Here is a 26,414-nt window from a genome sequence, read left to right on the forward strand (position 1 = left end):
CCGAAGTAAAAATGGACAAGTACGCGGTCATCGGTAACCCCATCCAACAATCCATGTCTCCGGATATCCACAGTGCTTTCGCACAGCAGACCGATCAGGATATCGAATACGGAAAACTGTTTGCGGAAGTGGATGGTTTCAAGGAGGTGGTGGATCAATTCTTTGCCGGGGGCGGCAAGGGGCTGAACGTCACAGCGCCGTTCAAACTGGATGCGTTTGACTATGCCGATGAACTCACCGAGCGTGCGCGCACCGCGGGTGCGGTGAATACACTCGCGTTGCAGGGGGATGGTTCCCTGCTCGGCGACAATACTGACGGTGCGGGCCTGGTATCCGATATTACCCGTCACCTGGGCTGGGCGATCGCCGGCAAGAAGGTACTTATTCTTGGTGCCGGTGGCGCCACCCGTGGCGCCCTGCTGCCATTATTGAAGCAGGGCCCGGCCCGGCTGCACATTGCCAATCGCACCGCACGCAAGGCGGAACAGCTCGCCGAGGGCTTCTCCGAGTACGGCACTATCGGAGCCAGCGGCCTCGATGCGGTGCCAGAAGAATTCGATCTGATCATCAACGCCAGTGCGGCGAGCCTTTCCGGTGAGCTGCCGCCACTGTCGCCACGCGCGCTCGCCGAAGGCTGCCGTGCCTACGATATGGTGTACGGTGCCCAGCCGACACCTTTCATGCACTGGGCCACCGGCCTGGGCGCCGAGGTATCCGACGGCCTTGGAATGCTGGTGGGGCAGGCGGCGGAGTCTTTCGCACTGTGGCGGGGTGTGCGGCCCGAGGTTGCCCCGGTGCTGGCCATGCTGCGCGAGCGATTGCTGCAAAAAGCTTCGTGAAAAAAACCCGACATCCAGTCACTTCTCAACCCGTGATCGCGGAAAGGCATGCCGTGACCACTTCGCCACACTACGGTTAACCTCGGGGAAAGGCTGCTTTGTAGCGCCATTCCTGCGGGTTCATCGCACCTATCCCGGGAAATCACCGCTAAAACCGGCGGAAGGCCCCGTATCACGTGCTTTCTCGCTGAGTTTTGGTATCCTCTCCGCCCTAAATTTTGGGCGGCGAGTGCCGTACCCCGGTTTGCGCGTAACTCTGGAGTTAACAGCTAGTGAATCAGCTTCCGTTTGAAAAAGTCACCATCGTGATGGGCTCCCAGTCCGACTGGCCGACCATGGAAATGGCGACCAAGCCCCTCACCGAGCTGGGTGTACCCTTTGCCACTGCGGTTGTCTCTGCCCACCGCACACCGGCGCGCATGACAGAATTCGCCACCACCGCCCACGAGCGCGGCACTCAGGTGATCATTGCCGGCGCCGGTGGCTCTGCACACCTGCCGGGTATGATTGCGGCAATGACCCCGCTGCCGGTTATTGGCGTACCGGTGGCCAGCAAGTTCATGACCGGTATGGACAGCTTGCTGTCCATCGTACAAATGCCCAAGGGCGTTGCGGTGGCCACCCAGGCGGTGGGCGCATCCGGTGCGTACAATGCCGGCCTGATGGCGGCACAGATGCTGTCCCTGACCGACCCGGAACTGCAAAAACGTCTGATCGCCTGGCGCGAGAACCAGAGCGCCAGTGTTCCGTTTGAGGTCGAGTAAGGCGACCCTGAATGCGGCTCAGTGAAGCCGGATATGATTGAGGATTATTCGAAATGACAGTCAGACGCGTAGGTATTGTCGGCTGTGGCCAGCTGGCCCAGATGATGGCCCAGGAAGCTCGCCCGCTGGGAATCGAATTCAGTTTTCTCGCCGAGGGTGACGAGAATACCACCTGTGTGGAAGGCCTCGGCACCATCGTGCATGCCCGCGAAGGCGATGACATCGCGGCGCTTTACCAAGCCATGGGGAGTCCCGAGGTGATCACCGCCGAGCGCGAGGGCGTACCCGTGGAACTGCTGCGCGCACTGGAAAAGTGTTGCCCGGTATACCCGCGCCCGGATGCGTTTGAAAAAACCCAGCATCGCCTGCGTGAAAAAACCGCCATCACCGCCGCCGGACTGCCGGTTGCGCCGTTTCTTCCCGCGAACAACTACGACGAGATCTGCGCGGGGGTGAAACAGCTGGGTTACCCGTCGTTTATCAAGAGCTGTGAACACGGCTACGACGGCAAGAACCAGTGGCGGGTCAACAGCGACGAAGATCTCGCGGCCATCGCCAATGCGGTGCCTGAGTCAGAATACGTGGTGGAGAAGGGCATCAACTTCTCCCGCGAGGTTTCCCTGATCGGCGCGCGCACCGCGGACGGCAAGGTGGTGACCTACCCGCTGGCGGAAAACGATCACTACAATGGCACCCTGCTGGTTTCCACCGCACCGGCGCCGCATGTGGATGAGAAGCTGCAGGCCACTGCAGAAGAATATCTCTCTACGCTGATGAACGCCTGGGATTACGTGGGCGTGCTGGCGATGGAGTGCTTCGTCACCGACGACGGCCTGTTGATCAACGAGTTGGCGCCGCGGGTACACAACAGTGGTCACTGGACTTTAGCAGGCGCGAAGACCAGCCAGTTTGCCAACCATGTGCGTGCGATTCTGGGCATGGAACTGGGTGATACCGAAGCGGCGCGCCCTGCGGTGATGATCAATATGCTCGGCGTGGACAAAAAGCCGGCGCTGCAGAATGAAGGTGTCTGGTCTTACGGCAAGGGCCTGCGCCCGGGCCGCAAGATGGGCCACGTGATTCTGCTGGACGATTCCCAGGATGAACTGGCGGCGCGTATCGACGCAATGCTGGAAGAGCTCTACGGCGAAACCAAGCGTCCCGCCTGAATCTGACATTTCCTTTCTAAACGTATTGCCCCGGACTTCTCCTTGCCTATCGGGGCAGTACGTTTTTTATCTTATCCCCACAAAGTTCACACCGAATTCCAAATCTGAACACCAGATTGCGCTTGTCGTTGGTGGATCTGGCATACTGCTTCCAATAATCAAGCCGAGTTAGCGGGCGTCGTCTCTGGAGGTAGTAAGTGCGAGAATTTCTGAGAAACCTTTCTTTTTGTTTTGCTGCGGGCTGTTTTGCCGGGCTGGCCTACGCCATCGGCCTGTGGGCTATGGGATACTACGGTTTCACTAGGTTTCTACATGTAGATATCGCCCCCTATCTTTCCAACGCTTATATATACCAGCGCGTGGTTTGGGGTGGTGTATGCGGGCTGATTTTTATGCTGCCATGGCAGAAAAGCTGGGTTACGCGCGGTTTCCTGCTATCGCTGATTCCTGCGGGCATTATGCTGCTGGTGCTGCTGCCGATGCGCGGTTACGGTGTAGGCGCGCTGGCGCTGGGCACGTTGACGCCACTGGTGATTGTACTGGCCTGTGCGGCCGGCGGTATTGCCGGTTCCGGTTTGTTACGGGCGCAGGGAAAATAAAAAAGCTGTTATCTGCCACAGGATACATTGCATGAAATTCAGAGTATTGACCGCTCTTTTACTCGCTGCATTTTCACTTGAAAGCGCTGCCTCGGAGCAGGAGACCCGGGATCTGGTTGGGTTTGGTGCGCTTACCTTTGCCGACAATTGCAAGAAGTGTCACCAGATCGATGGCTATGGTGAGGAGGCGTTGTACCCCTCCCTGCACGACCCCGCGTTACTGGCGAATAAAAAACTGCTGGTCGAGACCCTGCTGCACGGCCGCTCGGCACCGCGTCGCAATGGCGGTGAAGAGGACCTGATGCCGGCGCTGGAATTTCTGACCGACCGCGAGATCTCGGCGATCATTGCTTTTATTAGCAATACCTGGGGTGATGAGGTGTTGCTCGTGAGTGAAGAGGAAATCAAGGCGGCTCGCTGAATGGAATCTCCGAGTGAAAAAAGGGCGGCCATTGGCCGCCCTTTTTATTGCCCTTTTGTTTATGCAGGCTTGCGCGCAAGCGGCTGACACATACAGTGCACACCGCCACCGCCGGCGGTGATCATGGAGATATCAGGGTCGATCACGTCCAGGCCGTGGGCGCGACACTTTTCTTTCAGTTCGGTGTTGTCGGACGGTAGCATGACGCGGTCTTTACCCAGCGCCACCACGTTCACACCCAGCTCCATGACCTGCGGGTAGGAGATGTCGATGATTTCGAAGTTTCGGGATTTGAACCACTGCACCAGTTCCGGCTCCACTGCGTCCACGCACACGGCGACGAGTTTTTCTGCCAGCGCGGCGACCAGCACGTCGATATGCAGGAAGTAGGGATCGAATTCGTAGCCCTTGACCTGCCAGCCTTCCTTTTCGATCCAGCTTTTCATCTGGTTGAAGCCTTGCGGTGAGGTGCGCTCGCCGCTGTAGCCACACAGGATGACACCCGGTTCCAGCACCATAAAGTCGCCACCTTCCAGGCTGCCGGCGGTGATGATGTCGTAAATGGGGATGTCGAGCTTCTGGTAGGTCTTCACGACGTCCACCCATTCGCCGCGGCGCCAGGGGGAATACATCTGGGTGACGATGGGGCCCCATGGGGTCATGACGCTGCTGTCGCGGGCGTAGAGCTGGTAGGGGAGGTTTTCGTCGGCGGGCAGCAGGTGAGTATTCACACCGGCGTGTTTGTAGGCGTCGAGCATTTCCTGATGCTGACGTTTGGCGACAGTGGCATCGAACTGGCGGCCGAGGCGCACGGAGCGGCGGGAGGCGGCATTGCCCATCTGCCAGGTGTAGTTGTCAATGGGACCGACGAGCAGGTCGGTGAGCACGCCGTATTCGGAGTCGATGCCCCAGTTGTCGAGGCGCGCGGTATTGCCGTTGTCGTTGCGGTGTTTGTAAGTAAATTCGGTCATGGTTCTTTTCTCGAATCTTTGTCGGAGCTTTGTTTTCGCTCTGGTGGCGCGGCCACTGCCGGTAACGGTCCGCTAGACACGCCGTGAACCCATCCCTGGGGGCTCTTCCGCGAGGTCCCTCTCGCGGAAGGTCTAGCGGACCGTTACCGGCAGCCGCCGCTTCGCATTAAATTTCTGTGCTTCGTCAGCTGGTCTTGTTTGCCATCTTCAGCATTGCGTGCAGCAGTACATTCGCGCCCGCTTCCAAGTCATCTGGTACCGCATTTTCCGCTTCGTTATGGCTCAACCCTTTCTCGCAGGGCACGAAGATCATGCTGGTGGGGGCCACGCGAGAGATGTACACGGAGTCGTGTCCGGCACCGGAGACCATTTCCTTGTTGCTGTAACCGAGTTCGGCCACAGAGCTGCGCACGGCTTCCACGCAGTTCGCATCGAAGGCGACGGCGGGGGAGCGCCATTCGTCACGGATCTGGTGTTCGAGGCCGATGTCGTCGGCCACACGGGCGGCGATTTCGCGGAAGCGCTGGTCCATGGCGTCGAGGATGTTCTGGTCCGGGTGGCGCAGGTCGACGGCGAGGACGAGTTTTTCCGGCACGGTGTTGCGGCTACCGGGTTCGACGCGGATGTCGCCGAAGGTGGCGCGGGCCCAGGGGCCGTGTTCTTCGGCGAGTTTGTACAGCTGGTCGAGGATGCGGTGCAGGCCCATAAAGGGGTCGCGGCGGGTTTCCATGGGGCTGGGGCCGGCGTGGCAGGGCTGACCGACGAGGGTGAGGTCGTACCAGTACATACCCTGCACGCCGCTCAATACGCCGATGGTTTTCTCTTCGGCCTCCAGGATGGGACCCTGTTCGATGTGCACTTCAAAGGCGGCGGCGAGTGGGCGCGGCTTGGCGGGGGTGTCACCCTTGTAGCCGATACGCTGCAGTTCTTCGCCGAAGGTTTTGCCTTCCCTGTCGGTGCGGGCGTAGGCGTAGTCGAGGTCGAACTCGCCGCTCCATACGCCGGAGCCGATCATGGCGGGGGAGAAGCGGGCGCCTTCCTCGTTGGTCCACACCGCGACTTCCAGCGGCGCTTCGGTTTCGATGCCGGCGTCGTTCAGGCTGCGCACCACCTCGAGTCCGGCGAGTACGCCGTAGACACCGTCGAACTTGCCGCCGGTGGGCTGGGTGTCAAGATGGGAGCCGGTGAGTACCGGTGGCAAATCCGGGTTTTTGCCCGGGCGCTGCGCGAAGATGTTGCCCATTTCATCGAAAGTGACGCTGCAGCCGGCGTCTTCGCACCACTGTACGAAGAGGTCGCGGCCCTGCTTATCGAGGTCGGTGAGGGCCTGGCGGTTGCAGCCGCCCTTGTCGGTGGTGCCGATCTGGGCCATCTCCATCAGGGTGTCCCAAAGGCGTTGGCCGTTGATACGGACTTGGCGGGTATCAGTCATGGAATGCGTCCGACTTTTATTATGTGAATGGATGTATAGGGTTTAGCACAAGTCTATGGTTTGATTTTTGGAACACAATTAACTATTAATTGCCATTCTGGTGCCATGAAGGCACCGACATGAGAGTCGAACCATGGCCGCCGAGCTTCGAAACCTGTCCCTGACTTCCCTGCGCAGCTTCCATGCGGTGGGGCGTCACTGTCATCTGCGCCGGGCAGCGGAGGAGCTGCATGTGTCGCACCCGGCGCTCAGCCGTCAGATCCGTCAGCTGGAGGAGCGGTTGGGCACGCCGCTGTTCCTGCGCACCGGCAACCGCCTGTCGCTGACCGCCGCCGGCAAGCGCTTGCACCGCTCGGTGTCCGACGCTTTCGGTCGCCTCGAACAGGGCTTACTGACGCTGGACCCGGGTAACCTGTCCGGCGAGGTGGTGATTGCCACCACCGCGACCATTGCCAGCCGCTGGCTGCTGCGGATTCTGGCGGAGGTCCAGCAGCGCTATCCCGAGCTCCGTCTGCGGGTGACCACCATCGAACCCCGCGCGCGGCGACTCGACGATGAGGCGGACATCGCAATCTGTCTGGGTGAGCCGGAAGCTCCGGGCCGGCAGGTAACCCCGCTGTATCAGGAGCACTACCTGCCGGTGGCGAGCCCGCAGCTGCTGCGGGCGCGGGAGGACCTGAGCCGAGCATTGCGCCCGCAGGATCTGCTGGCATTGCCGCTGCTGCACGATCGGCAGCAGCAATGGCCCGGCTGGTTTACCGCCCAGGGGGTGGAATATGCGCCGTCGGTTAACGGCGTATCGGTGGATTACGCCTATCAGGCGATTGAGGCCGCGCGCCTGGGGATGGGCGTGGCGCTCGCGGATCGTCTGGAGGTGAGCGAGGATCTGAAAACCGGCCGCCTGGCCACGGTCATCGAGCGTTCCTATACCATCGGCCAGTCCCTGTACCTGGTAAACGACCACTGCGGTGCGCTCAACCAACGCACCCGACTGGTGCTGGAGCGGGTATTTCGCTGGCTGGAGAGCCGCGGTGCGGCACTTGCTCCGGAGGCGCAGCGTCTGCAGCAGACACTGGCCGCCACCTTGAGCGGCGCATCCCGGACCTCGTGATCTCTCCCGCCCAGCCCCGACGTGCAATGCGCTCGCCATATCACCTGTTCAGGTGATTGGGGCCCGCTTGACCTTCCCGCATACTGAATAATCATTCGAAAAAGTCTAACTATTGCGCAGATTGTCCGTTTGGTAGACGATGCGCGCCAGTTTCCGCCGATGAAATTGGCGCCATGCGTCGCGAGGCTTCAATCTCGCCGCAAAACTGCAGTAAGCAAGTCGAGTAAGATGGAAAACCATAACAAGATTTATATCGATGGCCAGTGGACCGAGTCCACTTCCGGCGAGTGGCTGGAAGCCATCAATCCCGTAACCGAATCCATCATTACCCGGGTGCCCGCGAGCAGCGTGTCCGATGTGGATTGCGCCGTGCAGGCCGCTGCCCGCGCCTTCGATGCCTGGGCTAACACCCCCGCCAGTGAGCGCAGCGCGCTGCTGTTGCGCGCCGCAGACCTGATGGAGGCCCGCCAGGACGAGCTGGTGGCCGCGGTATCCGACAGCCTGGGCTGTCCCCGTCATATCACCGGCTGGCTGCACGTGGAGGGGCCCATCCAGGCCATGCGCCTGTTCGCCGAGCACACCGGGATTACTGAGGAGACCGCCGAGCACGGCCACTCCCTGGTGTGGCGGGAAGCCGCCGGCGTATGCGGTTTTATCAATCCCTGGAATTACCCCCTGCACCAGTTCGTGGGCAAGGTCGGCGCCGCACTGGCGGCGGGTTGCACCATGGTGGTCAAGCCATCCGAGCAAACACCGCTGCAAGACTACCTGATGGCGGAAATTTTCCACGAGGCCGGGCTGCCGGCAGGGGTATTCAACCTGGTGCCCGGTCGCGGTCCCGTTGTCGGCCAGGCGCTGTGCGAACACCCGCTAGTGGACATGCTCTCCTTCACAGGCTCCACCCGTGCCGGTATCGAAATTGCCAAGGCGTGTGCGCCCACCGTAAAGCGTGTCACCCAGGAGCTGGGTGGCAAGTCCCCCTACATCGTCACCGCCGACAGCGACTTCGAGACGGCTGTCCGCTACGGCGTGGACGATGTGATGATCAACAGCGGCCAGACCTGCACCGCACTCACCCGCATGCTGGTGCCCCGGAGCCGCTACGACGAGGCGCTGGAAATCATTCGTGCGCGCGTGGCCGAGATCGAAGTGGGCATGGGCGAAAACGCGTTTATGGGCCCGCTGTCGTCCCACCGCCAGTGGCAGCAAGTGCAGGACTATATCCAGATCGGTCTCGACGAGGGCGCAACCCTGCTGTGTGGCGGCGCCGGTAAACCGGAAGGGCTGGCGCAGGGCTTTTATGCGCAGCCGACGGTATTTGCCCATGTCACCAACAACATGCGCATCGCCCGCGAGGAAATTTTCGGCCCGGTGCTTTGTGTGATTGCCTATGACGATCTCGATCAGGCGATAGCCATCGCCAACGACACGCCTTATGGCCTGTCGTCCGGTGTCTACGCGAAAGATCACAAGGACGCGCTGGCCATTGCACGACGCATTCGCGCCGGCCTGTGTTTCGTCAACGGTGGTGAGTTCAACTATCAGGCGCCTTTCGGCGGCTACAAACAGAGTGGCAATGGCCGCGAGTTTTCCCACCACGGGGTGGAAGAATTTACCGAAATCAAATCTGCGCAATTGGGTGTGCCCGCGGAGTAATCCGCGGTGCGCCAGCTGAAACTGACCGACACAAACTAAATAATAAAATAAGTAACGCGGGAGAATCTCCGTGACAGAAGTAGCCGTCAAAAAGAATCTGGGTAAACGGGACATGATCCTGTTTACCGTGTCCGCCATCCTGCTGGTAGACACCCTTGCCGCCACCGCCGCCATCGGTACCTCGAGTATTTTCTGGTGGCTCTTTCTAGGGCTGTTTTTCTTTGTGCCCTTTGCCCTGGTATCCGCCGAGCTCGGCTGTGCCTATCCGGAAAAAGGGGGCATCTATGCCTGGGTGCGGGACGCATTTGGCGGCCGCTGGGCGTCGCGTATCAGCTGGAGCTACTGGGTCAATGTGGCGATCTGGATGCCGGCCATTTTTATCCTGTTTGCCGGCGTGGCGAAGCAGCTGTTCTGGCCTGACATGGGGGTCGCGGTGCAGATCGGCCTCGGCATTGTACTCACTTGGATTGCGGTAATCGCCAACGTTGTGACGCTCAATGTGGGCAAGTGGGTGCCGAACATCGGTGCCATAATCAAGATCGTCATCTTTTTCGTGATCAGCGCTGGCGCAGTGTTTTACGCTGCGGAAAACGGGCTCGCCAACCCGATCACTCTTGACAGTATCAAGCCCAATCTCAGTGACAGCCTGCAGTACATTCCCGCGATCATATACGGCATGCTCGGTTTCGAGCTGATCAGCGCCAGCAGTGAGGAAATGCGCAATCCGCAGCGGGATGTACCGCGCTCGATCCTGATTTCCGGTGCGATTATCTTACTGCTGTATATCCTCGGCACCACTGCCATTCTGGCGGCCATCCCGGCCAAAGATATCGACCTCGTAGAGGGCCTGGTGGATACCCTGGAGCTCTTCTTTGTCTCGCTGCCTTTCGGCGAAACCGTTGTGATGATGCTGGGTGTAGGAGCGCTCTATACATTTTTCTCCAACGGCGTGACCTGGGCAATCGGCGGCAACCGCGCGGCGGCAGAAGCGGCAGAAGAGGGTGAACTGCCGAAAGCATTTGCGATTAAAAGCCGCAGCCGTAATACCCCGGTGGGTGCGGCGGTACTGATGGGCGTGATGAGCACGTTTATTCTGGTGCTGTACGGATTCCTGGTGGAAACCAATGAAGACCTGTTCTGGTCGCTGTTCGCGTTCAGTGGAGTGATTTTCCTGCTGCCCTACGTGGGCATGTTCCTGGGGTTCCTGAAAATGCGCTGTACCGATGGCGCGCGCGCGCGTCCCTTCCGCGTGCCCGGTGGAGACGGTTTTGCGCGGGCGTTGACGCTGTTCTGTGTTGCGGTGCTGGCCGGCAGCATTTTCCTGTTTATCTACACCCCCGGTGAGGGTGTGCAGTGGCCGGTGTTGATCGGATCCATCGTCACCCTGTTGCTGGGTGAATTGGCGATCCTGTGGGCTGAGAAGCAGAACGGTAAGCTGGCGAGCGAAACTCCCGGAGTTCTCACTACGCCGTAGCCTACTAAACGCCCAAAACTCATTCCAACGCTCTGGCAAAGACCCGCTTCTCGCGGGTTTTTGTGCTTGCCTTTAAATCTGAAGGAATATTCGGTTTCCTCACCCGTTGGGGTGATACCTGAATTCTTATTCGGTTTTTATAGTCTCTCTCAACATAAAACAGATAAATGAATCAGAGGGACATCGTCATGGAATTATCGGGTCGTACAAGCCGACGCTTTGCCAAGAATTCGCTCGCTGTTGCCGTGACCGGCGCATTTTTGTCTACGCTGGGAATGTCATCCGACGCACTCGCCAACCAGATTGAAGAAGTTGCCGTCACCGCGCAGAAGCGCGAGCAATCGGTAAATGACATCGGTGTATCCGCCAACGCGTTCAGTGGCGAAATGATGCAGAACCTGGGCATCGACAGTGCCGTGGACCTGGGCGCACACACCCCGGGTTTGGTTACCGTCAACAGCACCTCCGGTGGCACCCCGGTATTTGCCATCCGCGGTATCGGTCTCGATGATTTCAGCCCCAACAACAGCAGCGGCGTGGGTATCTATACCGACGAAGTGTTTGCCAGCAACCCGTCCTTCCTCGGTGGCCAGCTGTTCGATATCGAACGAGTGGAAGTATTGAAAGGCCCCCAGGGCACCCTGTACGGCAAGAACACCACCGGCGGTGCGATCAACTTCATCAGTTCTAAGCCCTCCAGCGAATTCGAAGCCTTTGTGGACGCCGGCATTGGCAACTTCGGTTCACGCGAATTGACCGGTGTAGTGAGCGGCGAGATCAGTGGCGAAGTACTGGGCCGCCTGAGCCTGAATACCTCCAATGCCGGCGGCTGGCAGGAAGATCTCGAGACCGGCCGCGAGTTCGGCGGCGTGGACCGCACGGCGGGTCGCGGCCAGATCCTGCTCCCGTTTGCGGACAACGGCGAGGCGCTGGCTAAGGTTTACTTCAGCAGCGACAAGTCCACCCCGGTATCACCGCAGGTCAGCGGGCTTGGCGATGCCTTCGGCGATGCCTCCTTTGATGCACTCAACAGCAGCGACGATCCTGCGATCGTCAACGTCGGCGACCTGAACGTCGGTCGCGACGAGTCCGGTTACGGTGCGTCCCTCAACCTGAGTTACGGCTTCGACACCGTCGACTTTATTTCCATCACGGCATTTGATGCCTACGATCGCAAGGTGGTGGATAACTACGGTGGTTCCTCCGCTGCAATCCTCGACCTGTATCAGGATAACGATATCAGCCAGTGGTCCCAGGAATTCCGCCTCGTCAGCAACGGTGACGGCGCCACCAACTGGGTGGCCGGTGTGAACGTTTCCGAAGACACGGTAAATGTGCGCGACGTGTTCGATGATTCCTTCTTTGTGACCGATTCCGTGGCCAGCACATTCGTGCTCGACCCGGCGGATGTGAGCGTACAGGGCTGGGATCTGCTTACCGCCGAATACGAGCAGGTCACTAAATCCTGGGGGGCCTACCTGCACACCGAAACCGCGCTGAACGATACGCTGAACCTGATCGCCGGTATTCGCTACAGCGCCGACGACCGCACCTTCGACGGACTCTCCACAAATCACGACGATGTGTATTCGTTTAACGACACCATCGCGGCGCTGAACGACAGCAGCAGCGAAAATGCGCTGACCGGCAAACTGGGTCTCGACTGGGTCGTGCACGAAGATCTGTTGTTGTACGCAAACATGGCTAACAGCTACAAGGCTGGTGCCTACTACGGCGCGGCGATTCTCGACGACGCCAGCTGGGCCTATGTGGAGCCAGAAAAAGTCTTGTCCTATGAGATGGGCTTCAAGGCCACTCTGTTCGATGCCTCGCTGCAATTGAACGCTGCCCTGTTCAGCCTCGACTACACCGATCGCCAGTCTCTGGTAACCATCATCGTCGACGACTTCAGTAACTACCTCGAATTCCCCGTGGCGGATACCACCCTGGTCAACGTACCGGAATCCAAGACCAACGGTTTCGAGCTCGACCTGCACTGGCTGCCCACCGACAACCTGACCGTGATCGCCGGCGTTGCCTTCCTGGATAGCGAGGTGACCAAGGCACCGAGTAGTGCCGACATGCGCGGCATTGCCGCGGACCCATCGGTGAACGACAACGCCGATGGTGTAAACCATCTGTTCGTGGATGCCCTCGCCGCACCACTGCCCGCTGGTGCGACCCTGTCGCAGGCACCGGAGTGGAGCTACAACAGTCTGGTCGCCTACGACCTGCCGCTCGCCGACTACAACCTGCGGCTACAGACGAGCTACACCTACAGCGATGATATGACCGCACAGCTGGCGGACGATAACGCCCTGTCGGGCCCGGTGCATTCCTGGGATGCGGAAGCTTCGCTGAGTGATGCCGACGAGCGCTGGCAAGTAGCCGGCTGGATCAAAAACATTGAGGACAGCAGCGCGGAGACTTATGCCTTCTCCAGCTTTGCTGGCCGTTCCTACTATCGCCAGGCGCCGACCACCTTCGGGGTTTCGGTTCGCTACAACATTTTCTAATTACAGCGCCGGCGATAACGCGATGATGAAGAGGTAATCATGTGTGACCCACAAACCAGGGCAGATGCCCTGGATGCACTACAAAAAACGACCTTCTTTCCCTACTGGCTGGATGCGCCGCAGCGTCCGCGGGATGAGCCCGCACTGCAGCGCCCGTTGGAATGTGACCTGTTGATTGTCGGCGGCGGTTTTACCGGGCTTTGGGCCGCAGTGCAGGCCAAGGAAGCCAATCCCGAGCGGGATATTGTACTGATCGAAGCCAACAGTATTGCTATCGGCGCTTCCGGGCGTCCGGCGGCAATCCTGTCCACGTCAGTGATGCACGGCCTCGCCAATGCGCAGCGTCTGTTTCCTGAAGACATGGATACGTTGGAACAACTGGGCAAGGAAAACCTGGACGGATTTCGCGAGACCATCGAGCGCTACGGTATCGACTGCGATCTGGAGTGGGGCGGTGAGCTGACCGTTGCCGTCGGCGATGAGGGTCTCGAGGACATTGAGAAGGAATTCGAGCTGTACCGTCACTACGGCCACGATGCGCACCTGCTGGATAAAGAAGCGGTGCAGAAAGAAGTAACCTCGCCGCTGTTCAACGGCGGCCTGTGGTCGAAACAACGCAGCGGCACCGTGCACCCAGCAAAACTCGCCTGGGGGTTGAAGCAGGTGGCGCTCGAACTGGGTGTAAAAATTTACGAAAATACGCCCATGGTCAACAACGCCAAAAACAGAAAAGGCGTTCAGGTTAAGACACCGAAAGGACGTGTGCAGGCCAACAAGGTGCTTCTCGCAACCAACGCCTTTGCGTCCGGCAACAAAAAAATCCGCAACCGGGTTGCCGCAATTCGCGACCGTATTGTGGTGACCGAGCCACTGAGCGAAGAGCAGCTGGCAACCATTGGCTGGGAAAACCGTCAGGGTATTTACGATACCCGCACCCAGCTGAATTACATGCGCCTGACCCCAGACAATCGCATTCTGTTCGGTGGCCGCCTGGACTATTTCTTCGGCAACAATACCGACCCGGAAGATGACAAGGCGCCGGAACCCTATGTGCGTCTAATCGATAATTTTTACCGCACTTTCCCTTCACTGCGCGGTATTAAATTCAGTCACGCCTGGAGTGGCCCCATTGCCTTGACCACCCGTATGGCGGTGCACTACCAGCACTACCACGGCGGAAAAATGTTGTACGCCGGTGGCTATTCCGGTTTCGGTGTAACTGCTACGCGCTTTGGTGCCCGGGTTGCCTTGGCGATTCTGGACGACAAAAAAGTGCCGGAGCGCTCACTGAATTTTGCCCGCTCGCAGCCGGCCTATATTCCGCCGGAACCTTTCCGCTGGATTGGTGCCAAGATCACCATGTATGCCCTGGATACCCTGGATGAAAAACGCGGTTGGCGTATCCCGTGGGTGCGCATGGTGGAGAAGATGGGTTTTCCGATTACCCAGAAGTAAACCTGTTGTAATTTTTGTTTTTTCTTGATCTCTGTCTTGTGGACACTTGCCCGCACCGCTGTTCCGACACCTACCTCGTTGGAAACAGTGGATGCGGGCATTTTTTATGTCTGTGTATTTATTTTTCCAGGCTGGTCAGCGGATCCGGGTCGGTGCCGGAATGGTAGCGCAGCGCGCTGATGAACAGGTAAAACAGCTCGGACTGGGAGGTGACATCGAGCTTGGAGTAAATATTTTTTCGATGGGTCTTGATGGTGTCCACGCTGGCATCGAGCTTTTCCGCCATCGACTTGATCGAGTGCCCGCGCATGGTCATATGTAAAACTTCACACTCGCGCTTGGTCAGCAGTGAACTGCCGAAATTCTCCAGTGCGCTTTCCAGGCGTTTGCCGAAAGTCTCCACCTGGTTGCCACTGCGGTTGTAATTGTAAATCCACTTGCGCAGTACGCTTTCCACGATAGGCACCAGTGATTTCAGCAGTGAAACCTCGTGGAGAGAAAAGCGGCCGCCACCCAGGTCTGACGAGCGCCCGATAGACAGGCTGGCGATAATGCCGTTTTCCCCGCGTAGCAGGTAACAGCCCTCATCGCCGAGATTGGCCTCGCGGTAGTAGCGTCGGAAATATTCTGTCTGTCCGAAGGCATCCGGTGCGACTTCGCGCAGCAGGTAAAACCCTTCCTTGTCTTCATCCACCGCGGCGCGATAGAAGGGGTCGAACAGATAGGCGCCCTCGATATAACGATCCACTTGGGTGCTCAGCTGCTCGTTGGCCAGTAGGCGGTGATGGGTAATTTCCGGGGGACCATCGGCGGGATAGAGAATCGCCATGCTGCTGTTACCGCGCACCAGAGATTCGGCGCCGCGCAGCAGCTCATAGATGCGCTCGGAATCGGACTCGCTATCCAGCAGGTTGGCCACACACTGGTGCCAGTGGGTGAAGTCGGAGTCGGCACTCATGTTTTTCATCGATAGGGGACAGCTTTAGCGTGCTGGATATTGGAGTTTTATTCCGGTGGATTTTCGGAAAGCTTGGTAAATCCAAAGAAGAAATAATATCAAAAAATCCAGCTTTTAAGGGCTTTTAAACAAGCTAAATCGGGAACTTTCAGGCGATATTTCAGGGTGCCACGCGACTTCTTGCGCCTTGATTGTGCAGGGGGGCGAAAACTCGCTGCGGAGCGTGATCGGAGGGCAATGTGATAAATTGAGTGCCAAAGTGTTACGCTTTGCCAGCTGATAATATCGTGAAGATTTGGTAGGAGATTTTAGTGAAACGGATTTTGCTTGTTGCGCTGTTTGTAATTGTCGGCGGTGTGCTACCCGCACATGCCAGCTTTGATAAAGCCATGCAGGACTATACCGAGGGGAACTTTGCCGAGGCATACCGCAGTTTCGACGCTCTGGCCGCGATTGGTGATTACAGTTCGGCGTTCAATATTGGCGTAATGTATTTTCGTGGCGAGTATGTGGAGCGCGATCCCGTTGAGGCCTGGGCCTGGATGCAGTTGGCTGCCTCCCAATCCGGCGCGGAAAACATGACACAAACTGCCGGCAAGATTTTTGCAAAGTTTCCGCCTGGGGCACAGGAGGCTGCCCAGATGCGGCTCGAGGAGCTGATGCATAGCCACGGCAAGGATAAATTGCTCGCCGACCTGAATCCGGTAATGCTTTCGGACGAGGAGTGCGATATCGAGCGGACGCCTCTGGAAAAGGAGCCTCCGCGCTACCCTCGTATGGAGCTGAAGCGGGGCCGATTTGGCCGGGTTGTGCTGGAGTATTCGGTGATGCCAGGTGGCCATGTTCGCGATGTTACTGTTGCGCAATCCAGTGCTGATAGCTTTGCCAAGGCCGCAGGCGAGTCTGCGCTGTCATACCGTTATGAACCGGCTGCAGTGGCCGAGCCAACCAGTGGCGTAAAGACTGCGGTCACTTTCAATATTGCGGGTCCAGTCGGTAACAAGCGTCGACTGGTCGCTGAACTGAACGAGTGGAAAGATAAAGCCGAAGCCGGAGATCCGGTGGCTCAGTACGTGTATGCCTACAGGCTCGGTGTATTTCGTTCTTTTCGTAAGCACATGAAGGGGGTGGATCTCGAATATCGGACCGCCAACAAGTGGTATCTGCAGGCGGCTCAGCAGGGCATACCCCAGGCCCAGTTCGAAATCGGTCGCAATATGGTCATGGGGCGCGGATGCAAGGCTGACGTCAAAAACGGTTTGAAGTGGATCAGCGCCGCGGCGGTAGGCGGTATTCCCGAGGCACAGAAATATCTCGCGACAAGTACTGGCGCAATGCCTGAGGTCGAGCGTCGGGAGCACGCTATACGCTGGCTGAAGAACGCCGCGCTCAACGGTCATTATTTTTCCGGGCTTCTGCTGGCGTGGGAGCTGGTTTCCGGTCCGGAGCAAGCTTCGGAGGAGGAGTTGTTGCTGGCTGAGGAACTGGTAGCTGCGGAACCGGTGGATTATTTTGACCGGGTCCGCATTCTGGAAACAAAAGCCGCGGTTGCTGCAGCTGGCGCTGACTTCAAGACGGCGCAACATCTGCAACAACAGGCCATCGATACCGCCGAACGGTTGGAGTGGGACCTGCGGGATGTGAATCACCGACACGAAACATACTTGCGCAGTGAGAAATGGAGCGGGCCCTACTATTACGATATCGAACTGGAGCCAGAGCTACAGCAGGCGTCCGTAAATTAAACGCCGGGGAATACCCCGGCCCGGGCGGCGGCGCCATCCTGACCTCAGGGGAGCCGCCGGCCGTCCCGTTTAGTTCTGCAGATATTCGTTTTTAAGCTTCACGTAATTCCCCGCGGTATAGGTGAAGAATTTTTTCTCTTTTTCTGTCAGTGGCCGCGCCTGTTTTGCCGGTGAGCCCACGTACAGATATCCGCTCTCCAGCCGTTTGCCGGGAGGCACCAGGGCCCCGGCGGCGAGTACCACTTCGTCTTCGATCACCGCGCCGTCCAATACAATCGCGCCGATACCGATCAGCACCCGGCTGCCCACGGTGCAGCCGTGCAGACACGCCTTGTGGCCGATGGTGACATCCTCGCCGATGGTCAGTGGCCATCCGCCCTCGTTGAAGTCGCTGGCGTGGGTGATATGCAGTACCGAGCCGTCCTGAACGCTGGTGCGGGCGCCGATACGTACCCGGTGCATGTCGCCGCGGATAACGGTCATTGGCCACACGGAACAGTCGTCGCCCAGTTCGACATCGCCGATCACGCAGCTCTGGGGATCGATAAATACGCGCTCTCCGAGTGTCGGGGTGTGGCCGCGATGTTCGCGCAAGGTGTGTTGGGGTAAATCGGATTTGGACAAGGCTGACCTCCGCTTGGGCAATCCACTAGAATACTGGGCATATGTTAACCCTTCTCCGCGCCCGGTGTTGCATCATCGGGGGCCCGTCGACAAGGAATTCCGATGTCTGAATCGCCCGCATCCAACCCGCTGTTGAGCGCTCCGCTACTACCCCCGTTTGATACCGTAAAGCCACAGCACGCCGAGCCGGCAATCGCAGAGCTTATCGCCAAATGTCGAGAACAGCTGCAATCTTGTCTGCAAAATGCGGGAACTAACCCCAGCTGGGAAGAGACCATGGCGCCGTTGGAAGAGGCGCAGGATCAGCTGAGCAAGGCGTTTTCGCCGGTCTCACACCTGAACAGTGTGCTGAGTGGCGACTGGCGCGCGCCCTACGAGGCGTGCCTGGCCCAGGTCACCGAATACTGGACCGAGCTCGGGCAGAACCCGGAGCTCTACGCTGTCTACCGGGCGCTGGCCAAGTCCGCAGATTTTGCCAGCTGGCCGCAGGCGCGCAAACAGGCGGTGCGTCATGGTCTTCGCGACATGCATCTGGGTGGTGTCAGCCTGGAAGGCGACAAGCGCGAACGTTACGCCAGCATCAGCAAGCGCCTGGCAGAACTGAAAAGCAAGTTTGCCAATAATGTGCTGGACGCCACCAATGCGTGGACACTGAATATCACCGATGAAGCCGAGCTGGCTGGTATTCCTGAATCCTCGCTGGCCACCGCCACGGCGCTGGCGGAGTCGAAAGGCAAGTCCGGTTGGTTGCTGACTCTGGATGGGCCCTGCTTTCTGGCGGTGATGACCCACGCGGAGAACCGCGAGCTGCGCCACAAGATGCACTACGCGTTTATCACCCGCGCCTCCAATGTTGGCCCCAACGCCGGCGAGTTCGATAACGCCAATGTGATGGCTGAAATTCTTTCCCTGCGCGCAGAGCAGGCGCACCTGCTGGGAATGAAGAACTATGCAGAGCGCTCCCTGGCCAGCAAGATGGCGGAATCTCCCGAGCATGTGGAAACCTTCTTGCGGGATCTGGCCAAGCGCGCCAAGCCCGCCGCAGTGCGAGAGTTTGCCGAGCTGCAGTCATTTGCCGACAGCGAGCTCGGTATCGACCGGCTGCAGCCGTGGGATGTTGGCTGGGCCGCTGAGAAGCTCAAGCAGGCCCGCTACGCGGTGAGCCAGGAAGAGTTGCGTCCGTATTTTCCGTATCCGAAAGTATTGTCGGGCCTCTTCTCGGTAGCGGAAAAACTCTTCGGCGTGAGCGCCGAGCGGGATAGCTCGGTAGCCACCTATCACCCGGACGTGCACTTCTACTGGCTGAAGCGTGGCGGCGAGCCCATTGCCGGCTTCTATCTTGATCCCTATGCCCGCGAGAACAAGCGCGGCGGCGCCTGGATGGATGACGCGCGGGTGCGCCGCCAGACCAGTGCCGGCCTGCAGCTGCCTGTGGCCTACCTGGTGTGCAACTTTTCTTCACCGACTGCCGCTTCCGGCTCGGGTAAAGACACGCCGGCGCTGTTGACCCATTACGAGGTCACCACGTTATTCCATGAATTTGGCCACGGCCTGCACCATATGCTCACCCAGGTGGACGTGGCCGCGGTCTCCGGCATTAACGGTGTTGCCTGGGATGCGGTAGAGTTGCCCAGCCAGTTTCTGGAAAACTGGTGCTGGGAGCCGGAGGCGCTGGCGATGATTGCCGGTCATCACGAGACCGGCGAGCCGCTGCCGCAGGAATTACTGGAAAAAATGCTCGCGGCAAAGAACTTCCAGTCCGCCATGTTTACCGTGCGCCAGCTGGAGTTCGCCCTGTTTGATTTCCTGCTGCACTCCCGCCCGGAGGGCGCCAATGCCGAAGAAATCCAGCGCCTGATCAACGAGGTTCGGGCCAAGGTGTCGGTGGTCCCGGTTTCCCCGGATAACCGTTTCCAGAACAGTTTCAGCCATATTTTTGCCGGTGGTTACGCCGCTGGATACTACAGCTACAAGTGGGCCGAAGTACTGAGCGCGGATGCGTTTTCCCTGTTCGAGGAGACGGGAATTTTCGATCCTGCGACCGGCAATCACTTCCTGAGCACGGTCCTGGAGCAGGGCGGAAGTCGCGATGCACAGGACCTGTTCGCAGAATTTCGCGGCCGAGCCCCTAAAATAGACGCACTGTTGCGGCACTCGGGTATTGAATGAGGTAACCCATGAGCGATCACCAGAACATTGAAAAACCCACGAAGCGCCGGTTTATTGCCGGTGCTGTATGTCCCCGCTGCAGTGAGATGGACAAGATCGTCAACTACAAACTTGGCGATAAAAATTATCGCGAGTGCGTAGCCTGTGGCTTCAAGGACGAAATACGCTTACAGGCATCTACGCGGGAATTGGATACCCGGGTGAATCAGACCAATGACAGGGAAGTGGAAGAAACCGCAGTCAAAATACTGCAGCCGCCCTCGGGACCGGCCGATAAAAATTAATCCACGAAAAAATTAACTCCTTGAAGAAAATCTATCCCCTGATCGCACTGGCGATCGTTTTACTCATTGCGGGTTACGCAGGCCTAGACCACTACCGCGAGGTGCGCGAACAGCAGCAGGCCCAGACTGCGCACCTGATTACCCGCTGTGTTAACCAGGGACTGCTGTCCCTGTTTACCCTGCAAAAAAATGACTGGGAGAAAAATCCGGAACTGTTGCGGGCGGAAGAAGAGCGACTCGATCAGCGGATCGCCGCGCTGCCGGATGCGGTACTGGTCGACAAGCCCTTTGCCGATTGGCAGGGCGCGCTGGAAATTTGCCAGCGCCTTACGGTCAATTCCAATCGTCTGCACAAAACCATTTTCCGACCCCTGATGGAAATGGCAAAAAAAGAAATGTGGAGCCTCAAGAATGCCAAGAGCTCCCAATATCAGTCGCGCCGAAAACGCACTATTTACCGGACAAAAATAGCCGCGGAAGCCGCGGACCGGTATCTGGAGGACTTGCGATCGGATATTGATCGTCTGCTCGATATCAGCCGGATCTCCGCGGAATCGCGCGCCCTGGCCGAGCGCCAGTTACAGGAAGCGATCTTCGATAAATATCGCAAGGGACGTTTTAGCAAGACGCGGGTACTACAATATCTGGAGCGTCAGGAAACCTTTTACCAGTTGCTCGCCGACAACCCCAGGGGATTCACTCTGCGCGGCGGCAGTCTTTATTTCTATAACGATAAATTGCATCGCCAGGCGGATGACCTGAACCGTGCCCTGTTGCAGGGTGAGGTGGATTTTTTCGCCAATTGGCGCCAGATCGTCGAGCAGTAGAGCGCGGGATTACCGGCGCGGTCGCACGGGTTGGCACTTTGCGCCTAGTGCGACAGGTCTATCTGTCTGGATAAGGAAGGGGTGCGCAGTTCAATCTGCAACTGGCTGGCAAAGTCCGGCCATTCTCCGGGCGCATCGTCGTAGCGTTGTTTGTAAAGGATCATGGATACCAGTCTTTCCGGATCCAGTTCCGCCGGTTCAAAGCGCTGCAGCAAAATATTTGCCAGATCGTCCAGCTGGCACGCCAGCTTTTCTCCCAGTAGTTCCCGCACCACCAGATTGGCCACCATCGGATCCATCGGCAGCAGCGGCGTACCGCACAGGGGGTGCAGCATATCGTTGATTTCTTCCATCGCGCGATGGGCCAGATAGGCTTCATCCAGAATGGAACCCAGGCCGTGCTCGTAGGGCTGGCGCTCGGGAACCTGACTGAAGCTGTGCAGGATCAGTTCCCGCAACGGGTGAAAATCCAGACCGCCAGCGTGACACATCTCATCCAGGCGTTGCATCCAGGAAGGAATAGCCTGGATATAGCGGATGACAAAGCAGGTGATATGCAGGGGGGCATCGCGTTGCGGCAGGTGGATGCTGCGATGCAGGTTCGGCAGGGTATCGTGTAATGCGCGACGAAAGCGCCCCCGGGACTGCTCTGCAGCCACGGCACGGTCGATACACTGCTGGATCAGTTGATAATGGTCACTCATACATCAAAACGAAAACGGCGAAACCGCCTCCCCGTTTCTTTGTCTGCTGACCCCCCGTTTGCCCCTGATGGCAGGGGATTGATCCAGAGTGCGGACAAGACTGCTTAACGTTGGAAGTGGACTCGGTGCGTATCTCCAATTACAGCCAATAATTGTTCTTAGTGTAGTTATAAAAGTAGACCATCAATCCGGAAGATCGTGCGCCAAACCACAAAAACAGGCTGAACCAGATGCCAGTGTTGCCCCAGTGTCGTGTAAACCACCAGCAAGGTAAAAACACGATCACAGTTGCGATGAACATGGTGTCACGCATTTGCCTGCTTTTTCCCGCCCCGATGAATACCCCGTCCAATTGATAGCTCCATACCGCCACCAGAGGCAGTGCACACAGCCAGGGATAAAACTCCGCGCTTGCGGTCAACACCGGCGGAATACTGGTAAACAGCGGCAAAATCCAGCCTTTTCCGGTGATCAGGATCAGTGTGACGACAATGGCGGAAACCAGCGCCCAGACCCCCGCGGCCGCGTTGGTGCGCTGGAATTGTGCCAGGGATCCGCGTCCCACTGCGCGCCCCACCAGCGACTCGGTGGCATGGGCAAAGCCGTCCAGCGCATAGGAGGTCATCATCAGCAGCTGTAGCAGAATCGCGTTGGCGGCCAGCACGGTATCTCCCTGTGCTGCGCCCTGGGCAGTGAAAAACGTCAGCGTGAACAGTAGCAGACAGGTGCGGATAAACAGGTCGGTATTGATACGCAGCAGCTCCCACCACGGCGCTCCGCGCCGCCACGGCCAGAAGTCGGTTGCGGCCATTACTGCGCGTATTTCCCGGACGGTGTTGCGGTGCCGCCGGGACAGCAGCCAGAACCCCATCGCGAAAGCACACAGGTCCGCGGATAGCGACGCCCAGGCCGCGCCTCTCGCGCCCATATCCAGGCCGAGGATCAGGATCAGGTCGAGCAGAATATTGAGCAGGTTGGCGGTAACCAGTATTGCCAGCGGTGCGCGGCTGTCCTGGCGACCGATAAAAAATCCCAGCAAGGCAAAGTTGGCCAGTGCCAGTGGTGCACTCAAAAGGCGGATCTGCAAATAGTCGCGGGCGTGCGGTGCGGCCTCGGCACTGGCATTCATCCAATGGGTAATCTGCGGAAGCAGCGGCGACGCCAGCAACAGTACCAGCAGGCCGAGTATTGCCGACATCCACAACGCGCGCAGTAGCCAGGCGGCGCCCTGTGCGCTGTCGCTTGCCCGCGCCACCAGTCCGGTGGTCCCCATTCGCAGAAAACCGAACGCCCACAACAGCATCGAAATCACACTGGCGCCAATGGCAACGCCGGAAAGATATTCCGGGCTGGACAAGTGGCCGAGTACAGCGGTGTCGACTGCGCCGAGAAGCGGCACGGTTATGTTGCTCAGGATCATGGGCCAGGCAAGGCGCCAGACCCGCACATAGGGGGCGGCAAATCGGCGCTGAATGGCACGCGAGGGCGCCGGTGAATTTTTCATGTAAGTTGGCGGTTTAATTGACTTTCTTCTGGCGATGTGTTTCTTTTGATAGCGCTAGATGCGACGAAAAGACACAGGTTGTTGGTTGTACCTTCCGGGCGACGACATCTGAAGTAAAAATAACAAGTTGCACTGACAGCAGTATCGCGCAACTGTGGTCCTCCCCGGTGTGCGAACAGTGTATGTAGTCTTGGTTTACTACAGCATGTCCACATTGATGATGTGTGGATTATTTCCCGATCTTGCGATCGGGGCAGACTCCAGTCCTCCGAGCAGCCAACCGCTGTTACAGGGTTTTGCTATTTTGTTGGTTGCAGCGCCGCGACTGCGCACCCGATACCGCAGCGAAAGCAGTATTCGTGTGGCAGGCCCGCAGTGATGTGACCGCAGGAAAGCGGCTCGCGAGAATAACAAACATGGAGATCTGCAGGCGATGTTGATGGGCTTAAAACGGCTGTTCGCCTTCCTGACCATCTCGGCCATCGCGCCCCAACTTTTTGCCCAGGAAACTGCGCAGAAAGCCGAAGAGGGTGTGGAGCGCTGGGGGGTCAACATGACCCAGGGGGTTACCGAAGTTTCCCGAACCACTTACGATTTGCACATGCTGATCTTCTGGATCTGCGTGGCGATCGGTATTGTGGTGTTCGGGGTGATGTTCTACAGCATGTGGCGTCACCGCAAAAGCAAGGGCTACAAGGCGGCGCAATTTCACGAGAGCACGCTGGTGGAGCTGGCGTGGACGATTGTACCCACGTTGATCCTCGTTGGTATGGCGATTCCCGCCACCAAAACCCTCTACGATATCTACGACACCAAGGAAGCCGATCTCGACATCATGATCACCGGCTACCAGTGGAAGTGGAAATACGACTACCTGGGTTCCGACGTCACCTTCTTCTCCAATCTATCCACCCCCCGCGCACAGATCGATAACCAGCAGCCAAAAACCGAGAACTATCTGCTGGAAGTGGATGAGCCGCTGGTGGTACCGATCAATCGCAAAATCCGTTTCCTGATCACAGCCAACGATGTCATTCACGCTTGGTGGGTGCCGGATCTCGCAGTGAAAAAAGATGCAATCCCCGGCTTTGTGAATGAATCCTGGACCCGCATCGACGAACCGGGCATTTACCGCGGCCAGTGTGCGGAGCTGTGCGGTAAGGACCATGGCTTTATGCCGATTGTGGTCAAGGCCGTGCCGGAGGATGAATACCATTCCTGGCTCAATGATCGCGCTGCCGCAGCGGCGAAGATCAAGGAGCTGACCAACAAGACTTTCACGTTTGACGAGCTCTACGAGCGCGGCAAGAAAGTCTATGAGAGCACCTGCGCCGCCTGTCACCAGGTGAAAGGGCAGGGTGTGCCCGGTGCCTTCCCGGCCATTGCCGGCTCCAAGATCGCCACCGGTGCAATGGATGGCCATTTGAGCATGGTGGTGAATGGCTCGCCGAGCAATCCCGCGATGCAGGCGTTCGGCGCACAGTTGAGTGAAGTGGATCTCGCTGCGGTTATCACCTATCAGCGCAATGCCTTCGGCAACAATATGGGCGACACCGTGCAGCCCATCGACATTCTCAATTTCAAGAATAAGTAAGCAGGAGCCGAAAGGAGTTTAGTTATGGCACACGGTCCGAAACCCGGTTTTACCCGCTGGCTCTACACGACTAACCACAAGGACATCGGCTCGATGTACCTGTGGTTCAGTTTTGCGATGTTCCTGCTTGGCGGTTGTATGGCGCTGGTAATCCGCGCCGAACTTTTCCAGCCCGGCCTGCAGATTGTGCAGCCGGAATTCTTTAACCAGATGACCACCATGCACGGTCTGATCATGGTGTTCGGCGCGGTGATGCCCGCGTTTGTGGGGCTCGCCAACTGGATGGTGCCGATGATGATCGGTGCCCCGGATATGGCGCTACCGCGGATGAACAACTGGAGCTTCTGGATTCTGCCATTCGCATTCGCGATGCTGGCGTCCACCCTGTTCATGGAAGGCGGTGCGCCCAACTTCGGTTGGACTTTCTATGCACCACTCTCCACCGAATATGCGCCGCCCAGCGTAACTTTCTTTATCTTCTCGATTCACATCATGGGTGCGTCTTCCATCATGGGGGCGATCAATATTGTCGCTACCATTTTGAATATGCGCGCGCCGGGCATGACCCTGATGAAGATGCCGCTGTTTGTGTGGACCTGGCTGATCACCGCCTATCTGCTGATTGCGGTAATGCCGGTACTCGCTGGTGTAGTGACCATGATGCTGATGGATATCCACTTCGGCACCAGCTTCTTCAGCGCCGCCGGCGGTGGTGATCCGGTACTGTTCCAGCATGTGTTCTGGTTCTTCGGCCATCCCGAGGTGTACATCATGATCCTGCCGGCATTCGGTATCGTGTCGGCGATCATTCCCACCTTCGCGCGCAAGCCGTTGTTTGGTTACAGCTCGATGGTCTACGCCACCGCGTCGATTGCTTTCCTCAGTTTTATCGTGTGGGCACACCACATGTTCACCGTGGGCATGCCCATTGCCGGTGAGCTGTTCTTTATGTACGCGACCATGCTGATTGCGGTACCTACCGGGGTGAAGGTATTCAACTGGGTAACTACCATGTTCCGGGGCTCGATGACCTTCGAAACCCCCATGCTGTTCTCCATTGCCTTCGTGATCCTGTTTACCCTGGGCGGTTTCTCCGGGCTGATGCTCGCCATCGCACCGGCGGACTTCCAGTATCACGATACGTATTTCGTAGTGGCGCACTTCCACTACGTGCTGGTACCGGGTGCCATCTTCTCGATCACGGCCGGGGTGTATTACTGGCTGCCGAAGTGGACCGGCAACATGTACAACGAGACCATGGGTAAGGTGCATTTCTGGATGGCGTTTGTCGGCCTGAATGTCACCTTCTTCCCGATGCACTTTGTCGGTCTCGCGGGTATGCCGCGGCGTATCCCGGACTACGCGCTGCAGTTTGCCGATTTTAACCAGATAGCTAGCGTCGGCGCCTTCCTGTTTGGCGCTGCCCAGATCGTGTTCCTGTTCAACGTGATTCGCACCGTGCGCGGCGGCCGTAAAGCTACCGATGAAGTATGGGAAAACCCGCAGGGTCTGGAGTGGACTGTGCCTTCACCGGCGCCGTACCACACCTTCAGCACCCCGCCGGTAGTGCGTTGATTGATCGGCATGGCAAGCGGGAC

The 26,414-nt window shown here is 58.2% G+C and carries 22 protein-coding genes; 16 read left to right on the forward strand and 6 right to left on the reverse strand.

The genetic code is table 11. From position 1 onward, the window contains the following. Nucleotides 1–11: 11 nt before the first annotated feature. From aroE to ACONT6_RS17465, 5 genes are all read left to right on the forward strand, one after another. Nucleotides 12–839, forward strand: coding sequence for a shikimate dehydrogenase (gene aroE, locus ACONT6_RS17445; protein ID WP_428819660.1), 828 nt, complete (start codon nt 12–14; stop codon nt 837–839). A gap of 272 nt (nt 840–1,111) precedes the next feature. Then, complete coding sequence (purE, locus tag ACONT6_RS17450; RefSeq protein WP_428819661.1) at nt 1,112–1,603, forward strand: 5-(carboxyamino)imidazole ribonucleotide mutase; 492 nt, start codon at nt 1,112–1,114, stop codon at nt 1,601–1,603. A 53-nt stretch (nt 1,604–1,656) separates the two neighbouring features. Next, a complete protein-coding gene (locus tag ACONT6_RS17455) occupies nt 1,657–2,772 on the forward strand; it encodes a 5-(carboxyamino)imidazole ribonucleotide synthase (protein ID WP_428819662.1) in 1,116 nt (371 codons plus the stop codon). Nucleotides 2,773–2,969: 197 nt separating this feature from the next. Continuing rightward, complete coding sequence (locus tag ACONT6_RS17460; RefSeq protein ID WP_078083166.1) at nt 2,970–3,371, forward strand: hypothetical protein; 402 nt, start codon at nt 2,970–2,972, stop codon at nt 3,369–3,371. A gap of 31 nt (nt 3,372–3,402) precedes the next feature. Then, on the forward strand, nt 3,403–3,792 hold the full coding sequence (locus ACONT6_RS17465) for a c-type cytochrome (protein WP_428819663.1): 390 nt from the start codon (nt 3,403–3,405) through the stop codon (nt 3,790–3,792). Between the two features lie 59 nt (nt 3,793–3,851). Here ACONT6_RS17465 and ACONT6_RS17470 read toward each other — a convergent pair whose 3' ends face one another. Further along, the gene (locus ACONT6_RS17470; RefSeq protein ID WP_428819664.1) at nt 3,852–4,763 is read right to left on the reverse strand and encodes a dimethylarginine dimethylaminohydrolase family protein; all 912 of its coding nucleotides are present in this window, start codon (nt 4,761–4,763) and stop codon (nt 3,852–3,854) included. A gap of 184 nt (nt 4,764–4,947) precedes the next feature. After that, nucleotides 4,948–6,195 carry a Zn-dependent hydrolase gene (locus ACONT6_RS17475; RefSeq protein WP_428819665.1) on the reverse strand — a complete coding sequence of 416 codons (1,248 nt, stop codon included), beginning with the start codon at nt 6,193–6,195 and terminating at the stop codon, nt 4,948–4,950. Nucleotides 6,196–6,328: 133 nt separating this feature from the next. On the opposite strand from ACONT6_RS17475, the gene ACONT6_RS17480 reads away from it, so the two are divergent. The 5 genes from ACONT6_RS17480 (at nt 6,329) to ACONT6_RS17500 (ending at nt 14,407) form a co-directional block, all read left to right on the forward strand. Continuing rightward, nucleotides 6,329–7,306: a LysR substrate-binding domain-containing protein gene (locus ACONT6_RS17480; protein ID WP_428819666.1), complete on the forward strand. Its 978-nt coding sequence runs from the start codon at nt 6,329–6,331 to the stop codon at nt 7,304–7,306. Nucleotides 7,307–7,534: 228 nt separating this feature from the next. Then, nucleotides 7,535–8,962: an aldehyde dehydrogenase family protein gene (locus ACONT6_RS17485; protein WP_428819667.1), complete on the forward strand. Its 1,428-nt coding sequence runs from the start codon at nt 7,535–7,537 to the stop codon at nt 8,960–8,962. 70 nt (nt 8,963–9,032) lie between these two features. Then, complete coding sequence (locus tag ACONT6_RS17490) at nt 9,033–10,436, forward strand: APC family permease (RefSeq protein WP_428819668.1); 1,404 nt, start codon at nt 9,033–9,035, stop codon at nt 10,434–10,436. Nucleotides 10,437–10,624: 188 nt separating this feature from the next. Further along, nucleotides 10,625–12,952, forward strand: a complete 2,328-nt coding sequence (locus ACONT6_RS17495; RefSeq protein WP_428819669.1) for a TonB-dependent receptor — start codon at nt 10,625–10,627, stop codon at nt 12,950–12,952. A 39-nt stretch (nt 12,953–12,991) separates the two neighbouring features. After that, nucleotides 12,992–14,407: an NAD(P)/FAD-dependent oxidoreductase gene (locus ACONT6_RS17500; RefSeq protein ID WP_428819670.1), complete on the forward strand. Its 1,416-nt coding sequence runs from the start codon at nt 12,992–12,994 to the stop codon at nt 14,405–14,407. A 118-nt stretch (nt 14,408–14,525) separates the two neighbouring features. Here ACONT6_RS17500 and ACONT6_RS17505 read toward each other — a convergent pair whose 3' ends face one another. Beyond that, nucleotides 14,526–15,365 (reverse strand): helix-turn-helix domain-containing protein, encoded by an 840-nt coding sequence (locus ACONT6_RS17505; RefSeq protein WP_428819671.1) that lies wholly within the window; start codon nt 15,363–15,365, stop codon nt 14,526–14,528. A gap of 311 nt (nt 15,366–15,676) precedes the next feature. On the opposite strand from ACONT6_RS17505, the gene ACONT6_RS17510 reads away from it, so the two are divergent. Further along, a complete protein-coding gene (locus ACONT6_RS17510) occupies nt 15,677–17,110 on the forward strand; it encodes a TonB family protein (protein WP_428819672.1) in 1,434 nt (477 codons plus the stop codon). 69 nt (nt 17,111–17,179) lie between these two features. Here ACONT6_RS17510 and ACONT6_RS17515 read toward each other — a convergent pair whose 3' ends face one another. Next, nucleotides 17,180–17,734, reverse strand: a complete 555-nt coding sequence (locus ACONT6_RS17515) for a gamma carbonic anhydrase family protein (RefSeq protein ID WP_428819673.1) — start codon at nt 17,732–17,734, stop codon at nt 17,180–17,182. A gap of 102 nt (nt 17,735–17,836) precedes the next feature. Between ACONT6_RS17515 and ACONT6_RS17520 the strand changes: the two genes are divergently transcribed. The 3 genes from ACONT6_RS17520 to ACONT6_RS17530 are packed head-to-tail and all read left to right on the forward strand — an operon-like array spanning nt 17,837 to nt 21,014. Next, nucleotides 17,837–19,903, forward strand: a complete 2,067-nt coding sequence (locus ACONT6_RS17520; protein ID WP_428819674.1) for a M3 family metallopeptidase — start codon at nt 17,837–17,839, stop codon at nt 19,901–19,903. 8 nt (nt 19,904–19,911) lie between these two features. Continuing rightward, nucleotides 19,912–20,187 (forward strand): YheV family putative zinc ribbon protein, encoded by a 276-nt coding sequence (locus ACONT6_RS17525; protein ID WP_428819675.1) that lies wholly within the window; start codon nt 19,912–19,914, stop codon nt 20,185–20,187. A 20-nt stretch (nt 20,188–20,207) separates the two neighbouring features. Next, nucleotides 20,208–21,014, forward strand: coding sequence for a hypothetical protein (locus ACONT6_RS17530; protein WP_428819676.1), 807 nt, complete (start codon nt 20,208–20,210; stop codon nt 21,012–21,014). Nucleotides 21,015–21,058: 44 nt separating this feature from the next. Here the strand turns inward: ACONT6_RS17530 and ACONT6_RS17535 are convergent, their stop codons facing one another. Both ACONT6_RS17535 and ACONT6_RS17540 read right to left on the reverse strand, forming a co-directional pair. Continuing rightward, nucleotides 21,059–21,718 (reverse strand): hypothetical protein, encoded by a 660-nt coding sequence (locus ACONT6_RS17535; protein WP_428819677.1) that lies wholly within the window; start codon nt 21,716–21,718, stop codon nt 21,059–21,061. A gap of 139 nt (nt 21,719–21,857) precedes the next feature. Beyond that, nucleotides 21,858–23,222, reverse strand: coding sequence for an MATE family efflux transporter (locus tag ACONT6_RS17540; protein WP_428819678.1), 1,365 nt, complete (start codon nt 23,220–23,222; stop codon nt 21,858–21,860). 433 nt (nt 23,223–23,655) lie between these two features. Here ACONT6_RS17540 and coxB point away from each other — a divergent pair, with 433 nt between their 5' ends. Both coxB and ctaD read left to right on the forward strand, forming a co-directional pair. Further along, nucleotides 23,656–24,816, forward strand: coding sequence for a cytochrome c oxidase subunit II (coxB, locus tag ACONT6_RS17545; protein ID WP_428819679.1), 1,161 nt, complete (start codon nt 23,656–23,658; stop codon nt 24,814–24,816). Between the two features lie 24 nt (nt 24,817–24,840). Next, nucleotides 24,841–26,391, forward strand: a complete 1,551-nt coding sequence (ctaD, locus tag ACONT6_RS17550) for a cytochrome c oxidase subunit I (RefSeq protein ID WP_078084159.1) — start codon at nt 24,841–24,843, stop codon at nt 26,389–26,391. Nucleotides 26,392–26,414: the final 23 nt, after the last annotated feature.

The sequence above is a fragment of the Microbulbifer sp. MCCC 1A16149 genome (assembly GCF_050368945.1).
Classification (GTDB): domain Bacteria; phylum Pseudomonadota; class Gammaproteobacteria; order Pseudomonadales; family Cellvibrionaceae; genus Microbulbifer.